The organism is Neobacillus niacini NBRC 15566 (assembly GCF_001591505.1).
In the GTDB taxonomy this organism is placed as follows: Bacteria; Bacillota; Bacilli; order Bacillales; family Cytobacillaceae; genus Neobacillus; species Neobacillus niacini.
In genome coordinates this window covers 58,365-75,339 of record NZ_BCVA01000004.1, presented here as the reverse complement: position 1 = coordinate 75,339, position 16,975 = coordinate 58,365, and the positions used below count along the sequence as shown (strand labels likewise).

19 protein-coding genes are annotated in these 16,975 nt (G+C 39.2%); 11 read left to right on the top strand and 8 right to left on the bottom strand.

Annotation, left to right across the window (positions count from 1 at the left end):
- Positions 1–156: 156 nt before the first annotated feature.
- From BANA01_RS05130 to BANA01_RS05115, 4 genes are all read right to left on the bottom strand, one after another.
- Positions 157–1,131, bottom strand: coding sequence for a ring-cleaving dioxygenase (locus BANA01_RS05130; protein WP_063251965.1), 975 nt, complete (start codon positions 1,129–1,131; stop codon positions 157–159).
- A 129-nt stretch (positions 1,132–1,260) separates the two neighbouring features.
- Positions 1,261–1,731, bottom strand: coding sequence for a hypothetical protein (locus tag BANA01_RS05125; protein ID WP_235847067.1), 471 nt, complete (start codon positions 1,729–1,731; stop codon positions 1,261–1,263).
- A 148-nt stretch (positions 1,732–1,879) separates the two neighbouring features.
- Positions 1,880–2,401: a DUF6241 domain-containing protein gene (locus BANA01_RS05120; RefSeq protein WP_063251964.1), complete on the bottom strand. Its 522-nt coding sequence runs from the start codon at positions 2,399–2,401 to the stop codon at positions 1,880–1,882.
- Between the two features lie 267 nt (positions 2,402–2,668).
- Entirely contained in the window at positions 2,669–2,965 is a 297-nt protein-coding gene (locus BANA01_RS05115) for a DUF5658 family protein (protein WP_063251963.1), read from the bottom strand.
- A gap of 244 nt (positions 2,966–3,209) precedes the next feature.
- On the opposite strand from BANA01_RS05115, the gene BANA01_RS05110 reads away from it, so the two are divergent.
- Positions 3,210–3,638 (top strand): ester cyclase, encoded by a 429-nt coding sequence (locus tag BANA01_RS05110; protein WP_063251962.1) that lies wholly within the window; start codon positions 3,210–3,212, stop codon positions 3,636–3,638.
- A 66-nt stretch (positions 3,639–3,704) separates the two neighbouring features.
- On the opposite strand, the gene BANA01_RS05105 is transcribed toward BANA01_RS05110, so the two are convergent.
- The 3 genes from BANA01_RS05105 to BANA01_RS05095 form a co-directional block, all read right to left on the bottom strand.
- Positions 3,705–3,998: a hypothetical protein gene (locus BANA01_RS05105; protein ID WP_063251961.1), complete on the bottom strand. Its 294-nt coding sequence runs from the start codon at positions 3,996–3,998 to the stop codon at positions 3,705–3,707.
- Between the two features lie 152 nt (positions 3,999–4,150).
- Positions 4,151–5,047, bottom strand: a complete 897-nt coding sequence (locus BANA01_RS05100) for a GNAT family N-acetyltransferase (protein WP_063251960.1) — start codon at positions 5,045–5,047, stop codon at positions 4,151–4,153.
- A 31-nt stretch (positions 5,048–5,078) separates the two neighbouring features.
- Positions 5,079–5,468 carry a VOC family protein gene (locus tag BANA01_RS05095; protein WP_063251959.1) on the bottom strand — a complete coding sequence of 130 codons (390 nt, stop codon included), beginning with the start codon at positions 5,466–5,468 and terminating at the stop codon, positions 5,079–5,081.
- Between the two features lie 198 nt (positions 5,469–5,666).
- Here BANA01_RS05095 and BANA01_RS05090 point away from each other — a divergent pair, with 198 nt between their 5' ends.
- From BANA01_RS05090 to BANA01_RS05055, 8 genes are all read left to right on the top strand, one after another.
- A complete protein-coding gene (locus BANA01_RS05090; protein WP_063251958.1) occupies positions 5,667–6,089 on the top strand; it encodes a VanZ family protein in 423 nt (140 codons plus the stop codon).
- 81 nt (positions 6,090–6,170) lie between these two features.
- Entirely contained in the window at positions 6,171–6,701 is a 531-nt protein-coding gene (locus BANA01_RS05085) for an NUDIX hydrolase (RefSeq protein WP_063251957.1), read from the top strand.
- Between the two features lie 199 nt (positions 6,702–6,900).
- Complete coding sequence (locus BANA01_RS05080; RefSeq protein WP_063251956.1) at positions 6,901–7,404, top strand: Lrp/AsnC family transcriptional regulator; 504 nt, start codon at positions 6,901–6,903, stop codon at positions 7,402–7,404.
- The gene (locus BANA01_RS05075; RefSeq protein WP_411834921.1) at positions 7,401–8,612 is read left to right on the top strand and encodes an aminotransferase; all 1,212 of its coding nucleotides are present in this window, start codon (positions 7,401–7,403) and stop codon (positions 8,610–8,612) included. Before BANA01_RS05080 ends, BANA01_RS05075 begins: the two co-directional genes overlap by 4 nt.
- A gap of 186 nt (positions 8,613–8,798) precedes the next feature.
- Positions 8,799–9,707 carry a DMT family transporter gene (locus BANA01_RS05070; RefSeq protein ID WP_063251955.1) on the top strand — a complete coding sequence of 303 codons (909 nt, stop codon included), beginning with the start codon at positions 8,799–8,801 and terminating at the stop codon, positions 9,705–9,707.
- Positions 9,708–9,814: 107 nt separating this feature from the next.
- Positions 9,815–10,579 (top strand): SPOR domain-containing protein, encoded by a 765-nt coding sequence (locus tag BANA01_RS05065; protein WP_063251954.1) that lies wholly within the window; start codon positions 9,815–9,817, stop codon positions 10,577–10,579.
- A 160-nt stretch (positions 10,580–10,739) separates the two neighbouring features.
- On the top strand, positions 10,740–11,969 hold the full coding sequence (locus BANA01_RS05060) for an ATP-binding protein (RefSeq protein ID WP_063251953.1): 1,230 nt from the start codon (positions 10,740–10,742) through the stop codon (positions 11,967–11,969).
- A gap of 68 nt (positions 11,970–12,037) precedes the next feature.
- Positions 12,038–12,682, top strand: coding sequence for an MOSC domain-containing protein (locus BANA01_RS05055; RefSeq protein WP_235847066.1), 645 nt, complete (start codon positions 12,038–12,040; stop codon positions 12,680–12,682).
- A gap of 31 nt (positions 12,683–12,713) precedes the next feature.
- Here the strand turns inward: BANA01_RS05055 and msrA are convergent, their stop codons facing one another.
- A complete protein-coding gene (gene msrA / locus BANA01_RS05050; protein WP_063251951.1) occupies positions 12,714–13,661 on the bottom strand; it encodes a peptide-methionine (S)-S-oxide reductase MsrA in 948 nt (315 codons plus the stop codon).
- A gap of 257 nt (positions 13,662–13,918) precedes the next feature.
- Between msrA and BANA01_RS05045 the strand changes: the two genes are divergently transcribed.
- Together BANA01_RS05045 and BANA01_RS05040 are read left to right on the top strand one after the other, a co-directional pair.
- Entirely contained in the window at positions 13,919–14,215 is a 297-nt protein-coding gene (locus tag BANA01_RS05045; RefSeq protein WP_063251950.1) for a c-type cytochrome, read from the top strand.
- Positions 14,216–14,542: 327 nt separating this feature from the next.
- The gene (locus BANA01_RS05040; protein WP_063251949.1) at positions 14,543–16,894 is read left to right on the top strand and encodes a putative bifunctional diguanylate cyclase/phosphodiesterase; all 2,352 of its coding nucleotides are present in this window, start codon (positions 14,543–14,545) and stop codon (positions 16,892–16,894) included.
- The last annotated feature ends 81 nt before the right edge of the window (positions 16,895–16,975 follow it).

Sequence of the window (16,975 nt, the reverse complement as noted above, 5' to 3'; positions counted from 1 at the left end):
CCGCATTCAGTAAGATAACGGTTGAGAGGAGAAAAGTGTTGGAGATTTTTTAAAAAATTTTTAAAAAGAGGATTTTTCTATAGATTAATATAGCGAGAAGATTGTGCCAAGAAAAAAAGACAAGTTCCATATTATATGGTCCCTGTCTTGATGGATTTACTTACTTTCTAAATCTAATGGCCGCAGCCCCGTTTCAATCTCTGCCCGGCGTGGTTCCAAGAATGGCGGCAGTGCAAGCTTTTCCCCTAACGTTTCAATGGGTTCGTCCACGTCGAAACCAGGTGTATCCGTTGATAATTCAAAAAGGATATGATTTGGTTCTCGGAAATAGAGGGCCTTGAAGTAATACCGTTCCACTTTACCTGAATTCATTAGTCCTGATGCAGCAATTCTCTGAGCCCAATAGTCATATTCCTCCTCATTAGGAATGCGAAATGCTACGTGATGGACACTTCCCCGCCCGGGCCGCGCCCTTGATAAATCTGGCCTCGTTTCCATGTGCACCTCAGCCCCTGAGCCGCCTTCTCCTGTTGAAAAAACTTGAATAGCTGGGAAGTCCCCATCAAGCGATGGATAAGTGCCAGTCTGTGTAAACCCCATAACTTCGGTTAATACTTTAATTGTTTTATCGGGAACACCAACTGTTAAGGTAACAGGACCCAAACCAATGATAGCATGTTCTATCGGTACTTCACTTTTGTCCCAAGGAACACCAGCACGAACTCCTTCTTCACCGTTATCTGCGACTAAAACTAAACGAGTTCCCTCAAAATCTTGAAACGCAAGCGAGTCACGATTATTCCGCTTCTCTATTCGCCCATGCCGAATTCCGAACTGCTCAAAACGAGCTTCCCAGTAGTGGAGTGCCTTCGTGTCCTTCACTCGAAGTGATGTAGAGGAAATACTGCCAATACCAGGATATGTATGCCCCAACCCTGGAATATCAAAGAAGGTAACCTCAGTGCCAGGACTGCCCTTTGCGTCACCATAAAATAAATGATAAGATTCTGTGTTATCTTGGTTAACGGTTTTCTTGATCAATCTCAACCCTAAAATCTTTGTATAAAATTGAAAGTTCCTCTCGGCCTTACCCGTTAAGATCGAAACATGATGTAAACCTAACAGCTGCATACAATAGCCTCCTAAACGAACTTGGTGAGTATGTGATTATCTTGAATTCAAGATAATCATAACCAAAAAAACACCCCTCCGTCAACATCCGTCAATGAAACAGATCTCAACAGAGGGTGCCTGTCACCGTTATTGGTTGTAATCCCAAAGAATTGTCCACTCATCTTTTTCTTGAACAACAAAAACCTCTTGTTTCAGATCAAAGTTGCCGTATTTTCCTTTGTAGGTTTGGGTGACGAGTATTTTGTAGACGTTTTTCATGGCTGGTCCTGTTTTAGACATTTTCCAATGATCAATTTTATCAGGCTCACTCAATATAAAGTCAAATGTTTCGACGCCAAAGTGATTCATAAATACGTGAGCTCGGTCTTGTATATAATGCCCTTTACCGAACCTTTCTTTCATAGTTGAATGGAAAAGCTTCCAGGATGAAGCAAATTCCCCCTCCTGTTCATACAAATAAAACTCCTCCACTACACCCACTGCCTCTTTATCAGGTGAAAACCAAGATTTCCCTATTAGCATAAAAACAATAACGATACAGACTAGCAACACGATTCCTACCATAAAACCCTTAAGCGACGCGGACTTTCTAACCATGGACCTCTCCTTCACTACAGACTTCCATAATTAAGACTATGTCCATCCACGTCCAAATATTAATGAAGTTAACCTTTTACAACTGTCCGCCTGAGGTGGACAGTGTCCACGAGCGGTGACAGGCACCATCAACTGGTCTACTGCACCATCAGCGAAACTTGTCCTCAATGTATTCAAGTTCCTCTTGTGGAGTGAGAAGCCGGGTGGCTTTGCCGATGTTTCCATTTTGGGAGGACCAAATGCGATTATGGGCGCTTACGGCATTAGAGAAGTCTTTTTCCAGCCATGGTTCTAGGATTTCTAGGAGCATTTGTTTCGTGCTGCCATTTTTGAAATTATTATTTCTTATTACATCATATAATTTCTGAACTTTATCCGCGGTGATTTCGGAGGAGCCCCATTTTTTGTCTGCCTCCACCTTTTGATGGGTCATATTGTGTACTTCTTGAATTAGTTTCCCTTCACTCATCGTTTCATACTCTTCCATTACTTTGCTAGATACAGGGGTCTCAAAGCTTTTATCGATTTTTGTTTGCGCCTCTTTTGCAGCGACAGGATCATTTTTCATTACGTTTATTTTCATTCCGTTATCTTCAATTAAATAAAAATAGACTCCCACAATAATAGCTAGAATCCCAACCAAAGGACCCCACACCTTTAATTTTTTCATTGTGCTTTCCCCCTTAACTCTAAATCTATGTTTTTTCGGCAAAAGCCCAATTTCTATTAATTATACAAAATTATCCCAGAGACTTGAACAATATTATTAAAAGCAAGAAAATCATTACTTGAAAAATACAAGTTTTACTGGGAAGGAGTGAGGTTGACTATCATTGCAGTAGTGTGTGTTCCAGAGGGATTGCCTTTGTGTCCCTCTTAAGCAAAAGGACATCTTTCAAACTTAATAGGTGCCCGCCAAAAGTTTGGATAGGCACCTTTAAAGGAGAACAACGAGCCAATAGCAATGAAGGAAAAATAGCAAGGTATAGAAACTTGAGGCAAAGACCGTGAGTCCCTTTGTAAGGGAGGATGTTGGTACCTTCTTAAATAGAATAAACAAATATAGAAACAGTGAAAATGCCATCTTGGTAATCAAAAACAAAGCCGGATCTGCTTCATATAGTTTATTCATAAGCGGGTTCATTTCCTGTATTAGTGAGTTTTCCAAACCAAAGTAAGTAATGAAAGCATCAAATATATTCAAAAGAGATAAATAATGAAATAGCAAAACCATCGTACTCTAACCTCCTGGTTGTTCCTAATAACGAACTTCCCTTTTGATTACAGGATATCCTTCTTAAGAGGTAGATAATCGTTAGACAATTTTCCCTATAAACTCCGTAATATCAGCGTTATAAATATAGATAAGTTCTTAAAATTGACATTATTGGTCGAGATTTAAAAAGAAAACTCGACTGAAAGCGTTCTACTCCTAATCATGATAAAATGAAAAAAGACAGATAGTGGAGGGGAAAAAAATGGTTAGTACGGAAAAAAAGGTAATCGCAGAGAGATGGTTTAACGAGTACTTTACTAAGGGTAATCTGGATGTTTTAGATGAACTAACAACACAGGACTTTATATATCATTCTAGAAATGGTGACAACTCAAAAGTAAAGATGAAAGAGTTTATGAAATGGTATCGTGCTGTTTTTCATGACGATGAATGGGTTTTGGAGGATTTAATTGAGCAAGGGAATAAATTAGTTGTTCGTTATACAGGATGGATGACGTATAAGGGTGGATGGTACAATATCCCTTCCGAGAACCAGCGGGTAAAGGAAACGGGTATCATGATCTTTATTTTTCATGAGGGCAAAGTAAAAGAGCTTTGGTGTGAAAATAGTGATGCTGCCATTCTTTATGAATTGGGGGCTTTAACCAAAAATGCTCATACAGTTTTTTAAAATGAAAAGGCTCAGAGTTTTCCAACTCTGAGCCTTTTTACGAGGTTCCATGTTAGAAACTATAATTTACAGTTTCCATTCAGGAAAGTCTTTTATCTTTTGTTTTTCATACTCTGTCATTCTTGAGTACGAGTGTGACAGTTTGGAGAGGATGTATCCCTGAGGGCTGGCAGTTTCTTCGTGATCGTTAACCTCTTGAAGTTTAATATTGGTAAACATAATAGCAATTTGGGCTAAGCTCTCGATTGTGTCCATCAATTCAGGGTTGTCATTGTAATTTTTCTTGGCAATTGAATAAACAGTATCCAGTCTGCTCCTTATGTGCTTTAGTGTTTCTGCGTCAAATTGTTCTTTTTTCATTACATCTCACCCCTTATTACTATAAGCATATGGGATTTCAAGGGATGTGGAACTACAAAAATAAATAAATATTTCCGAGAATAAATCGGTTTTAATAGAAAAAGGCATTCTCTCTTTGGCAAATGAGAAAACACCTTTTTTGTACCTTTTGCTTATTTTAAAAAATATTGATAACAAACAACCGCCTCTACCTGTTTAAATCCCTCTTTAATATATAGTGCCTGTGCGCGCTCATTCTCTCCGTTTACACTTAGGATGGTTCGTTTATAGCCTTTTTCCTTTGCAAACCTTAGCGAAGCCCTAAGCAAGCTTTGACCTAATCCTCGACCTTGATAATCAGGCAAAATAGCAACAGGGCCTATGTTCATAATAGGAGCAGCATTATATTCATCATCTGCTCCTCTAATCACACCTACCGGTTTCTCTTGATCGAATAAGACCAACATGCCGCCCTCAAGATAATCATCATCGGTTAATAACTTTTTTACACCCTCAATCGTAATGGGGGTTTCACTCCCTTTCAGTGTTGAAAAAGCAGCATTTCTTACCGTTAACCAATTTTCCTCATCTTGACCTGGACGAAAAGATTTCAGTTCGTACCCCTCTGGCAAATGGATCTCAGGAACGTCCAAATCCTCTCTTACAAGCAGGAAAGCGTATCTTTCTACAGAAAACTTCAAGCCTTCGATCATCTTTATTAAATTTTTATTGGCTACTGGGATAAACAGAAAAACCTTATCCAAGTTAGTCGCATGTTTTAAAACTTCTTTAAAAAGTAACTGATAGACTTGAGGGTCTTCCGTTTCCGTATGAAATATCCGAAACCGAGCCCTTCTTCCACGATTATGATAATCATCGATGACAAGTGAAACTGCTCCGACTATCTCATCTTGTTGATTTATCGCTAGATAAGTAGGGTTTTCATCTCCTATTTCAAACTTTAATAACTCGAAATCATACAAGTAGGAGTCATCAATTTGATTTCTATGTTTCTTACAATAAGCAACAAAGTCGAGAATTCTGCCTTTTTCTAAGCCCTTCACTCTCATCTTTGATCCCCTCCCATTCAGTCATTCTATTCTATTTAGATTGAGGCTGAAATAACTCCAGAGTTTCCCCATCTGGACCTTTAAAGAAAATATACTTGCTTCCATTTGCCAAGGTAGAAATTTCTTCATTTGCGAAATATACCTTCAACTTTCTAAGACGTTCCATTTCTTCCTCGATATGGTCCACCGTAAAGGCAATATGATGAACCTTGCCTTCATCAGGAAATAGATTGTCCTTCCCATTAATAAGTTCAACAATAACCTGTCCACTTTCACGATTACCTAAAAAAGCCAACCCCGTCGTTTCATTCGCTGCAAACCTATCCAGCAAATCCAAACCCAAAACATTCTGATAAAAATCAATAGAAACCTCCATATCACTCACCATCACACCAACATGCTCTAATTTCTTCACTGCCATAAAAATTCCTCCTTATTATGGTGCCAGTCACCAAGGTGAAAACGATGTTTTTTTTCACCAAGGGGAAAATGTCGTTTTTTTCACCAAGTTGAAAACGATGTTTTCACCATTTATGCAAATTGTACCATTTATACTTTCATTTATGTATGAAACCTCTTGTAACCGTTTAAACTGTGGTTGAAAAAAGGGGGACTCAATATGCGAGGTTTGTTTATTTTTGTTTGGTGTGCAGTTATTTTGGTTTTTACTTGTGTTTCCAGCTTTCAAGATTTCATTCACTTTGGTGTGCTGAGGTTTCACTGGGACAGTCATCCAACATTTTCTCATTTCCTGTCACCACTTCCCTATAAACTTAGCAGAGGTTTCCTTTTGCAAAAATTAGGTCATATCGTTGTTTTTCAAGTTCTTACATATCTATTGTTAATGAAATATAGATCTAGATGTATGATTTTAATTGTAGCTGCAGCCTTTGCCGCTTTAACGGAAATACTACAATTATTTTTCACTCGAGGTGGACGTGCTTTCGATGTTGGATTTGATTTAATAGGTATCTTGCTTGCATTGGCACTGGCTGGATTTTTTAGGATGAATCATTCCCAACAAATCAATCTAAAAAATTAAGGAATTCACTTCCTGCTCTTGATTCCCCTCCCTTTATAGGCAAAAATAAATAGAATATTTATATAAAAGAGGTGTTGTTTAGTGGAGTGGAAAATTAACAACGTTCAAAAAGAACAAGTTGATCGATTTGAGATTGTTCAGGAAGATGTAACCCTGCCAAACCAGACAGATATGCATTTCTCCTATGTGAATTTCTCTAAGGGGGTTTGTATCTTGCCAATAACAGAAGACGGCAAGGTCATTTGTATTCAGCAATATCGTCATGCAATAAAGGAATGGCAATGGGAGTTACCTGCAGGAGCCATTGACCCTGAGGACAAAGAACCCCTATCCGCAGCCAAAAGAGAGCTTGAGGAAGAAACAGGCTTTCAGGCCAAAAACTGGATAGACCTAGGAAGTGTGTACCCCTCACCTGGGTCAACGAGCGAACAAATCTTCCTTTTTGCTGCAACCAACCTGATTAAAAAAGAACAGCAGCTAGAAGCCACCGAACAAATAGACTTACATATTATTGAGATGAACGAGTTAAACCAGCTAATACAAAACGGGGAATTCAAACATGGAGCAGGACTCGCAGCCATCCTTCGTTACCGCCTCAATATCGAACAATAAAAAACGGGGGTTTCGTACAACACGTGCCAAAACCCTTTTTTGTTTATTCAAAACAAATACACGCCTTACACTGTCCGCCTCAGGTGGACAGTGTCCACGGGTGGTGACAGGCACCGCCTCACCACAGAAAATATTTTATTTATTCTAACATTGATGTATTATAGTAATATTAAATTTGAACGTATGAGGGGGATTTAGGATGAGGTTGTCTAGTGAGGAGTTAGAGGTGCTTTCGATTCTGGAGGAGAATCATAGGATTCCTGTGGAAGATATTGCGTTGATGGTGAATTCGAGTGTGGAGGATGTTACAGCGATTATTAAGAAGCTGGAGGACGAAAAGATAATTGTTAGTTATCCTGCTTTGATTGATTGGAGCAAGGTGGTTGGCAAGGAAAACATCGTGGCGATGATTGATGTAAAGGTGACTCCAAAACGCGGGGTTGGCTTTGATGATGTAGCGGAAAGAATTTATCGTTTTCCTGAGGTTACATCTCTTTATCTCATGTCTGGTGCATATGATTTATCGATTACCATTGAGGGGAAAACAATGAGTGAAATCGCAAGATTCGTTTCGGAAAAACTGTCGACGATCGATAATGTTATTTCCACAACCACTCATTTCATGTTAAAAAAATACAAGCATGATGGCGTCATCTTTGGCGAAAACAATGATCGCGATCGTCGAATGGTGGTTTCACCATGATGAAGGAACACCAACAGTATTTATCTGAAATGGTAAAAGAACTAAAACCATCTGGGATTAGAAAGTTTTTTGATCTGGCTGCCTCTATTAAGGGAGTCATTTCCCTAGGTGTGGGGGAGCCAGACTTTATCACACCGTGGAGCATTCGGGAAGCAGCCATTTTATCTTTAGAAGAAGGCTACACTTCTTATACGGCGAATCCAGGTTTGCTTGAATTAAGACAGGAAATCACCGCCTACTTACAGAAGCGATTCGGGGTACAGTATAATCCGGTCGACCAAGTAATTGTAACGGCAGGTGCCAGCCAAGCCATTGACCTGTCCTTCCGCGCTATCCTCAACCCTGGGGACGAAGTGCTGATTATTGAGCCGGCGTTCGTTTCATATGCACCGTTAGTTACCTTGGCAGGTGGTAAGCCGATTCCTGTTTCAACCCATCATAGTAACGGGTTCAAGCTGACACCGGAACAAATCGAAAATGCGATTACGAGTAAAACGAAAGCCATTTTACTCTGTTCACCAAATAACCCGACGGGCACCTATTTAAACAAAGAGGAACTGACAAAAATTGCAGCGGTCGTAGAAAAACATGACTTACTTGTCGTCTCCGATGAAATCTATGCAGAATTAACCTATGATGATGAATATACCAGCTTTTCATCGATTGAAGGCATGTACGACCGTACCATCTTAATTAACGGCTTCTCCAAAGGTTTTGCGATGACAGGCTGGCGTCTAGGCTTCTTAGCCGCCCCTAAACCATTTACCGAGCAAATGGTGAAAATTTTGCAATATACAACCATGTGTGCACCACATATGCTTCAGCACGGTGCCATCGAGGCTTTACGTAATACGTATCACGAAGTGGAAAGCATGAGAAGAAGTTACCGTAGAAGACGGAATTACATCGTTCAATCGCTAAACTTGGTCGGGTTGGACTGTCACACACCAGGCGGGGCTTTCTATGTCTTCCCTTCTATTAAAAAAACGGGCATGACCTCAGAACAGTTTGCAGAAGAGCTGTTACTAGCTGAAAAAGTAGCCGTTGTACCCGGCAGTGCTTTTGGCGAAAGCGGCGAAGGTTATATCAGATGCTCCTATGCCACTTCTATGGAACAACTCCAAGAAGCGATGCAGCGAATCAAACGGTTCATGGAATCATTGGAATCGAAAGAAAGCCGTGTCCAAAAACTATCTGCAAAAAATTAATTGCTTCTAAAAAAACGTCAACCCTCTTATCTAGGGCTTGACGTTTTTATCTTGGGTTCATAACGCTCTGAATGGTCAACACAATCCGATTCCATTCTTTTGATATACGGCTGGTGAGTATTGCTAGTATCTGAAGAACCACATTTATGATAGAATTCATTTATATTTCATGAAAAGAGGATAGAAATGAACCATCAAGAAAACTCCAGATCGATTGTCTTACCGCTCACAATTTCTATTATTGCGATATCGTTTTCAGCGATCTTTGTAAAATGGTCTGACGCACCTGCTTCAGTTTTAAGTATGTATCGCATGTTGCTTGCAAGTCTGCTAATGATTCCAATCGTCTTTAAAAACCGTGAAGAATTTAAAAAAATCACAAAAAATGATTGGGTCTTTTTATTTTTTTCTGGCCTGTTTTTGGCCTTGCATTTTGTCCTTTGGTTCGGTTCGTTAAAATTAACCACCGTCGCAAGCTCGACCATTATACTTGCCCTGCAGCCAATTATCTCTTTAATTGGCGGTTACTTCCTATTTAAAGAACGAACAACCACATCTGCGTTGATGACAATGGGAATTGCCATTTTCGGTGCGATGATGATTGGCTGGGGTGACTTTGCTTTAAGTCCCGAGGCAATCCTTGGAGACATCCTTTCCTTTTTAAGCGTGATTGCTGTCGTTGGTTACTTGATGATTGGCCAAAGCATTGTGAAAAAAGTATCTCACTGGATTTACAGCTTTTGTGTATTTTTCATTGCTGCCATCATTCTATCAATCTATAACTTTAGTACAAGTGTTGCATTTAGCGGGTATCCAGCCAAGGAATGGGGAATTTTCCTTTTACTTGCAACCGTTCCGACGATTAGTCATATCATCAATAACTGGCTCTTAAACTATGTCAATGCGACCACCATATCAATGAGTATTTTAGGTGAACCTGTGGGTGCCACGATATTGGCAGTCATTTTATTAAATGAACATCTTGCCAACTGGCAAATTGCCGGCGGTATGCTCGTGCTTCTTGGTGTCTTTTTCTTTTTAACACAACAGCAAAAAAAGGTTCATATTAAAGCAACTATAAAGAGCAGTACTTAATAGAAACCTCCATCAGGGGGTTTTTCTACTTTTACAGGCTATTGTCCGTCGACATCCCAGTCTCTTTCTCATAAAATATAAAGAAACTTTAATTTGGAGGAGATGAAATGTACAAAGTATTTGCTGGATCTTTCAAGTCAAGGGAAAATGCACAGGAACGAGTAGCCTTCCTTCGTTCAAAAGGCATCCAATCCTTTATTGTATCCACGGTCATTTCGGGCGAAACTTGGTTCCGGGTACAAGCAGGCGCCTTTTCAACCAGAGAAAACGCGGACAAACGAGTAAATGAAATCAAGGCAAAGACGGGAATAAATGCTTTCGTTCTAAGCGAAAACGTTGGTTCCGGCACGACTTCAACTACAGTTTCAAGTTCCCGTGCAATTGACCTCAATCCATCCTCTATTTTAGGACCTACCCAGCTCTCCGCTGAACAAATGAATGCGTTTGTTAGAACGATAAACCCTGCTGCACCTTTGTTAGGGGAATATTATAAACAATTCGGAGAGTATTATGGGATTAGAGGCGATGTTGCTTTTGCACAAGCCATGCAGGAAACAGGCTATTTTCGGTTTACAGGGGATGTAAGGAGCAGTCAAAACAACTTTGCAGGAATAGGAGCAACAGGCGGTGCCGTCAGGGGTGCCAGTTTCAGCACTCCAGAAGAAGGTGTACTTGCACATCTTCAGCACTTGTATGCCTATGCAACACCAGCAGCCTTACCAAACCGGTATCCACTAGTTGACCCCCGCTTCCATCTAGTCAATAGGGGATCTGCCACAACATGGATCGCCTTAAACGGAAAATGGGCTGTACCAGGTACTACCTACGGCCAGTCAATTTTAAACATCTATCAAAAAATGGCCCAAGCGTAAATAATGACACTGATAACGTTAAAAGCTTAGCCTTTTGGCTAGGCTTTTACTTTTCACTCCCTAAACGTTAATAACCAGACTTTTATACTAATTATCTATTAAAATTTTAGCCTTTCATGATATGATAATAGCAAATCCAGATAATTTAGAGGAACCTTATATGAATCATTTTGGGCAAATTACTTTAGTGCTAATATCGGTGCTATTTTCAAGTTTCCAAACCATTATGAACCATGATCGTATTTTTACGGTAGACTTTGCTATTTTCACAGCCATCTCCTGGCTGGTAGGCTGGCAATATGACCGTACGCGTTTTTTAGGAAAAAAAGCACGGGCTAGTGAAGAAAGCTATAGAAAATTAATTGATTCCTTGCCAAGGGCTGTTATTATTCACCAAGATAATAAGGTTATCTATGTCAACAAGGAAGCCGTCACGATGATAGGCGCAAATCGTAAAGAAGACGTGATGGGAACCTCTATTTACAATTATCTCTTTCCAGATTATCGAAACAGGCTTGACGAACGTTTGAAACAAGTAAAAAAAGAACTACACCCATTAAACAACATTGAATACAAGTTTAAAAAATTAGATGGTTCTGTATTTATCTTTGAAGGCTCTTCCATGTACATTACATTTGGCGGAAAAGAAGCTGTATTGTCAATTGGAAATGATATAACAAAAAGAAAAGAACAAACGGAACAACTCCTGCAAAAATCCGAGAAATTGGCACTGCTCGGTCAAATGGCTGCAGGCATAGCCCATGAGATCCGAAATCCACTTACCTCAATAAGAGGCTTCATACAATTATTCAAAACCAATACACAAAAGGAAGAATACTATGATATTGTGTTATCCGAGCTTGATCGAATCAATGACATCGTTGGAGAATTCCTAGTTCTCGCTAAACCAACCGCTGCTGTTTTTGCGGAAAAAGATGTGAAGGAATTAATTAAAGATGTTGTCACCTTAATTAATACGCAATCTATATTAAACAATGTCCAAATCTTCGTAGAATTAGAATGCGACCTGCCAAGGATAAGCTGTGAGGAAAACCAATTAAAACAGGTCTTCTTAAACCTGCTAAAGAACGCCATAGAAGCCATGCCAAGCGGTGGGAACATTGATGTTAGAGTGAAACTAAAGGAAGAAGATAAAATCTCTATTCAAATTATCGATCAGGGGATTGGAATTCCAAAGGACCGAATTTCGACACTCGGTGAACCCTTTTATACGACCAAAGAAAAGGGAACAGGTCTCGGACTTATGACGTGTTATAAAATTATTGAAAGCCATAATGGTCAAATAATCATTGATAGTACAGTAAATGAAGGAACAACAATTGAAATTACTTTACCGACCATCACTCAGCGCGTTTTTAGCCTTACATAAGAAACTCTCAATTATATGAGAGTTTCTTTATTTTTATAGTAAAATAAATGACAAGGAGGCGAGTAGCTTTGCACGATAGAGAAATCATTTATTTAAGCAAGGGATTGCCAAAAGATATGGTTTATAAGAATGAGACGTACAAGTCTGGAATCTGGAAAGAACAATTTGAAGAGCTGTTTGTGGGCTTTGATCAAATAAATGGAGATCAGGTGGCGAACCCTGAGTATCATGGCGGTTCAGAGCGAGTAGTCTGCGTATATCCCTTCGAACATTATGCACATTGGGAAAATGTCTTTGGTAAAACATTGGAACCATCTGCATTCGGTGAAAATATAACACCGATAGGCATGAAGGAAGATCAGGTATGTATTGGAGATGTTTTTCAGATTGGAGAGGCAGTTTTACAAGTATCTCAAGGTCGTTATCCCTGCTCCACCATTAATAAACGCAATAACAACAACCTTCTGTTAAAAAGAATTGTTAAAACAGGATATACCGGATATTTTTTCAGAGTGCTGGAGGAAGGAAAAATAACAGCAGATTCTCAAATTAAAAAGCTGGTTTCACATCCTGAGCAAATCACCGTCTCTTCCATCCATCATCTCTACTTCCATGACCCATCACCTTCCATGGAAGTGATTGAAAAAATACTCGGTATAGAAGAGCTGGCAGGTCAATGGAAAGAATATCTCACTGAATTAAAAGAAAGATGACAAAACTCCCAGGCTTATCCCTGGGAGTTTATTAGGTAAACAGCTTTAAAAACTGACCATATCCTTCTTCTTCCAATTGATCTTTTGGGACAAATCGAAGTGCCGCCGAGTTAATACAATACCTAGCACGGTCAGGTCCAGGTCCATCATCAAACACATGCCCTAGATGGGAATCGGATGTTTTGCTTCGCACCTCAATCCGCCTCATTCCATGCGAAGTATCAAACCTTTCCTCCAATTCATATCGCCTTAGCGGCTTCGTAAAGCTTGGCCAACCGCAGCCGGCATCATATTGGACCAATGAACTAAAAAGCGGCTCACCTGAAACGATATCTACATAAATACCTTCCTCTTTGTTATCCCAATAATCATTTTTGAACGGCGGTTCTGTTGCATTTTTCCTAGTGACTTCATATTGAATCGGGGTCAATTCTTTTTTGAGCTCCTCATCACTTTTCCGCTTTTTCCAGTTTTCACGAATGAATTTGGCACGCCCTGAACCTTCTCGATAGTGGTTATAATGAAAAGGCATTTTCTTGTAATATTCCTGGTGTTTTTCCTCTGCCGGATAAAAGGGACCAGCGGGCAGGATCTGAGTAACAATTGGCTTTTGAAAACGTCCGCTTGCAACGAGCTCTGCCTTTGAGTCCTCCGCCATCACCCTTTGTTCTTCATTATGATAAAAAATTGCCGTCCGGTACGATAGACCTCGATCATTAAATTGCCCGCCCTCATCTGTCGGATCAATTTGCTGCCAAAATATCTCCAGCAATTTTTTATAGGGGTAAATCTCAGGGTCAAATGTAATTTGAACTGCTTCGTAATGCCCCGTCGTATCTGAGCAAACCTCCTGATATGTCGGGTTTTCCTTATGCCCACCCGTATAACCTGAAAGCACTTCTTTAATTCCAGGCTGTTCATCAAACGGCGATACCATACACCAAAAACAGCCACCTGCAAACGTTGCTAATTCAGTCATTGTGCAAACCCCCTTATATTATTTTTCCCCTCAGAGAGTAGACTTCGCTATCCGAGAGTATTTTTTCCATTTTAAAGTAGTTTGTGTTATCCGCCAAGTTTATCTCGCTATCCTCATCTAATACCGACTATCCGCCAGTATTTCCATCACTAAGATGAATACGCATTTAAGAAAATTTTAATCTTTCGTTTAGAAAATATTTAGTTTTATACAGTAATCTTGGATTAACCATTACACGACCATTAGGAGGTAACATGATGAAGCAACTATGGATTGTTCTTGCACTCTTATTACTATTATTAGCAGGATGTTCATCAAATACTGCTGACGCAAAGAGACCTACAGACGGAGAAGGTCTATATATATTCGGGTGCCTGTCCTGCCATGGTGAAAACTTAGAAGGATTAGCAGGGCCGCCAATAACCAATATGAAAGCAAAGTATTCGGAAGAGGAAATGCTCAAATTACTAAACGATGGTGCCGGTATGATGCCAGGCGGACTCCTAACCGAAGAAGAAGCTCAAACAGTTACCATGTGGCTATTAGAAAAATAAAGCGAAAGGTTAGGAGGCTCCTAACCTTTTTCTTTTTCAAGGATTTCTCTAGAAACTGGTTCCTCTTCCTTTCCTCACATTTTCACTTCACAAACCTCTGCTAATCTGGGAACAATGGGATCTGGTCACTGTTAGGTAGAATTTTGGTTTTAACCGGTATACACTCCCTAAAATTTCATATTAGCGGCAAATGATATCCAATTTTTTGTTAATTATTACAACTACTTACATTTTTCGACAACTTCCCACTCTGCTAAATGGTAAAATAGTCTTGTTTTTATTTGACGAAAATAGAAATATATCTGGTTTCTCATAGGAGTGTCACGGATGGATAGACTCGTTAGAAATAGGCTATATATTTACTATACCCTTTTTTATACTCTTGGTTATTATATCTGGCTTTACTTCTCGAAAAATAACATCACATCTAAAACAACTGGGGAAAATCTATTTTTATTAGCTGCCCCCCTTACTTCATCTATTATTCTATTTTTCATTTATCGAAGACTGAAAACGAAAGAAAATTGCATTTGGCTATTTTACTCACTAGGATGTTTTTTTAACTTTTTGGCTGTACTGGCAAACGGTTATTTTTATCAAAAAGAGGTTCTTTCCCTTGGATGGAATCATCTCTTCTATATACTTCAGATTCTATGTTTTCTTTTCGTCTTTATTTACATAATCCGTATGAAAGAAGAGAACGTTCACCTTACGAAATTCATCTTTGATACATGTATTATTATGACTGCAGCTATTACGTTTAGCTGGTATTTTATTATCCGTAATCACCAAATTCACAATATTTTTATAGGACTTCCACTAGGGGATTTAGTCCTCGTTTTTGGGGCTTTGGTATTCTATTTAGGGTCTGAAAAATTATCCCCCTTTAAAGTCTTAATCCTATCAAGCTTATTGATTCATGTGATTGCTGATTCTTCTTATTTCATTATTTCTATAATGAATATCCCTTTTTCAGAAAGGCTACTTTACCCATTATGGTCACTTTGGCCTTTATTATTGGGAATTGCAGGAACATTTGCGATACAAAACGACGATGAATCTTTCGAAAAAAATAATAAGATCCTGTCTTTGAAAGATTCTATCACTCTACGATTACTACTGCCTTATATTAGTGTAATCCTTTTATTTATGACCATGATTTTTCAACATCAAGATTCAAATAGTTTAATCATCGGCTCTGCAGCAGCCATCCTTTTGCTAATATTACGGCACATATTTGCCTCCTTAGAAAACCAAACATTGTTAGCCAAGTACCATGAACTTACAGAAGAATTAGAGCTGAAAATCGGGGAAAGGACAGAGGAACTAAGCTCGATAAACCAACAGCTTCTTTCAGCTGCCCGGAAAATGAAACATATGGCCTACCATGATGTACTAAGCGGGCTGCCTAATCGAAGGATGTTTTTAGAGCGGCTGACGACAGCCATGGATGAGGCGAAACGAAATCAATATAAACTAGCGGTTATTTTTATTGATTTAGACCGTTTTAAAAATATTAATGATACACTGGGTCATGAATTTGGTGACTTACTATTAAAGCATGTTACCAAAGAAATGGCTAAAAACGTCCGCAAAATTGATACAATTTCCCGTCAAGGTGGGGATGAATTTACAGTTTTATTTAACCGGATTCGGGCGGAAGAAGATGTGATTCCTTTAGTAGAACGAATAAGAGCGATTGTGGCAAAACCGATTAACATTCAAGGTCAAGAATTACACGTCTCCATGAGTATTGGGATTGCTTTCTATCCAAGTGATGGACAAAATACCAAAGAACTAATGAAGAACGCCGACATGGCCATGTATCGTGCCAAAGAAGAGGGCAGAAATAATTACAAGTTCTATTCAAAGGATATGAACAAAACAATTTCTAGAAAAATGGCACTTGAGAGTGGGCTCCGAAAAGCACTTAAAAACAATGAATTTGTTTTAAACTATCAACCACAGGTGAGTTTACAGACAGGGGAACTTGTCGGAGTTGAAGCATTACTTCGGTGGAATACAATGGAAGCTGGCATGGTTTATCCCAGCCAATTTATACCGGTTGCGGAAGAGTCCGGACTAATTATTCCTATAGGTGAATGGGTCCTGAATCATGCCTGTATACAGGGAAAGGCTTGGCATGATAGCGGGAAAAGCGATTTAATCATTGCTGTAAACCTCTCTCCTGTCCAATTTCTTCACGAAAATTTAGTAGAGATGGTCATCAAAGCTTTAAAAACTACTAGGTTAAATCCAAATTGTTTAGAGTTAGAAATTACAGAAGGCGTTGCTTTTACAAATGCAGAAGCAGCGATTAAAAATATGCAGAAACTGCGGGATTTGGGCGTGAGAATATCTATTGACGACTTCGGTACAGGATTTTCCTCCTTAATGTATCTTAAAAGATTTCCAATTAACACCTTAAAAATTCCTAAGCCCTTTACCCAAGATATTATGGGCAGCCAAAAAGACAAAGCACTAGTAGAAACAATTATTTACTTAGGTCACAGCCTTGGTTTAACCGTTATTGCGGAAGGAATAGAGAATAAAGAGCAGCTGCTGTTTCTAAAAGAACACCATTGTGACGTTGTCCAAGGTGACCTCTATAGCAAACCATTAACCGTTATGCAAGTAAGTGCCTTGATCGAGAATAAAAAGGCTGAAACGGTCTCTTAATATGAGTATTTATGAGAAAAGGAACCATGATTAGCTATGGTTCCTTTCGCTTTGTGATTCCTATCACCACTTTCCAATCAA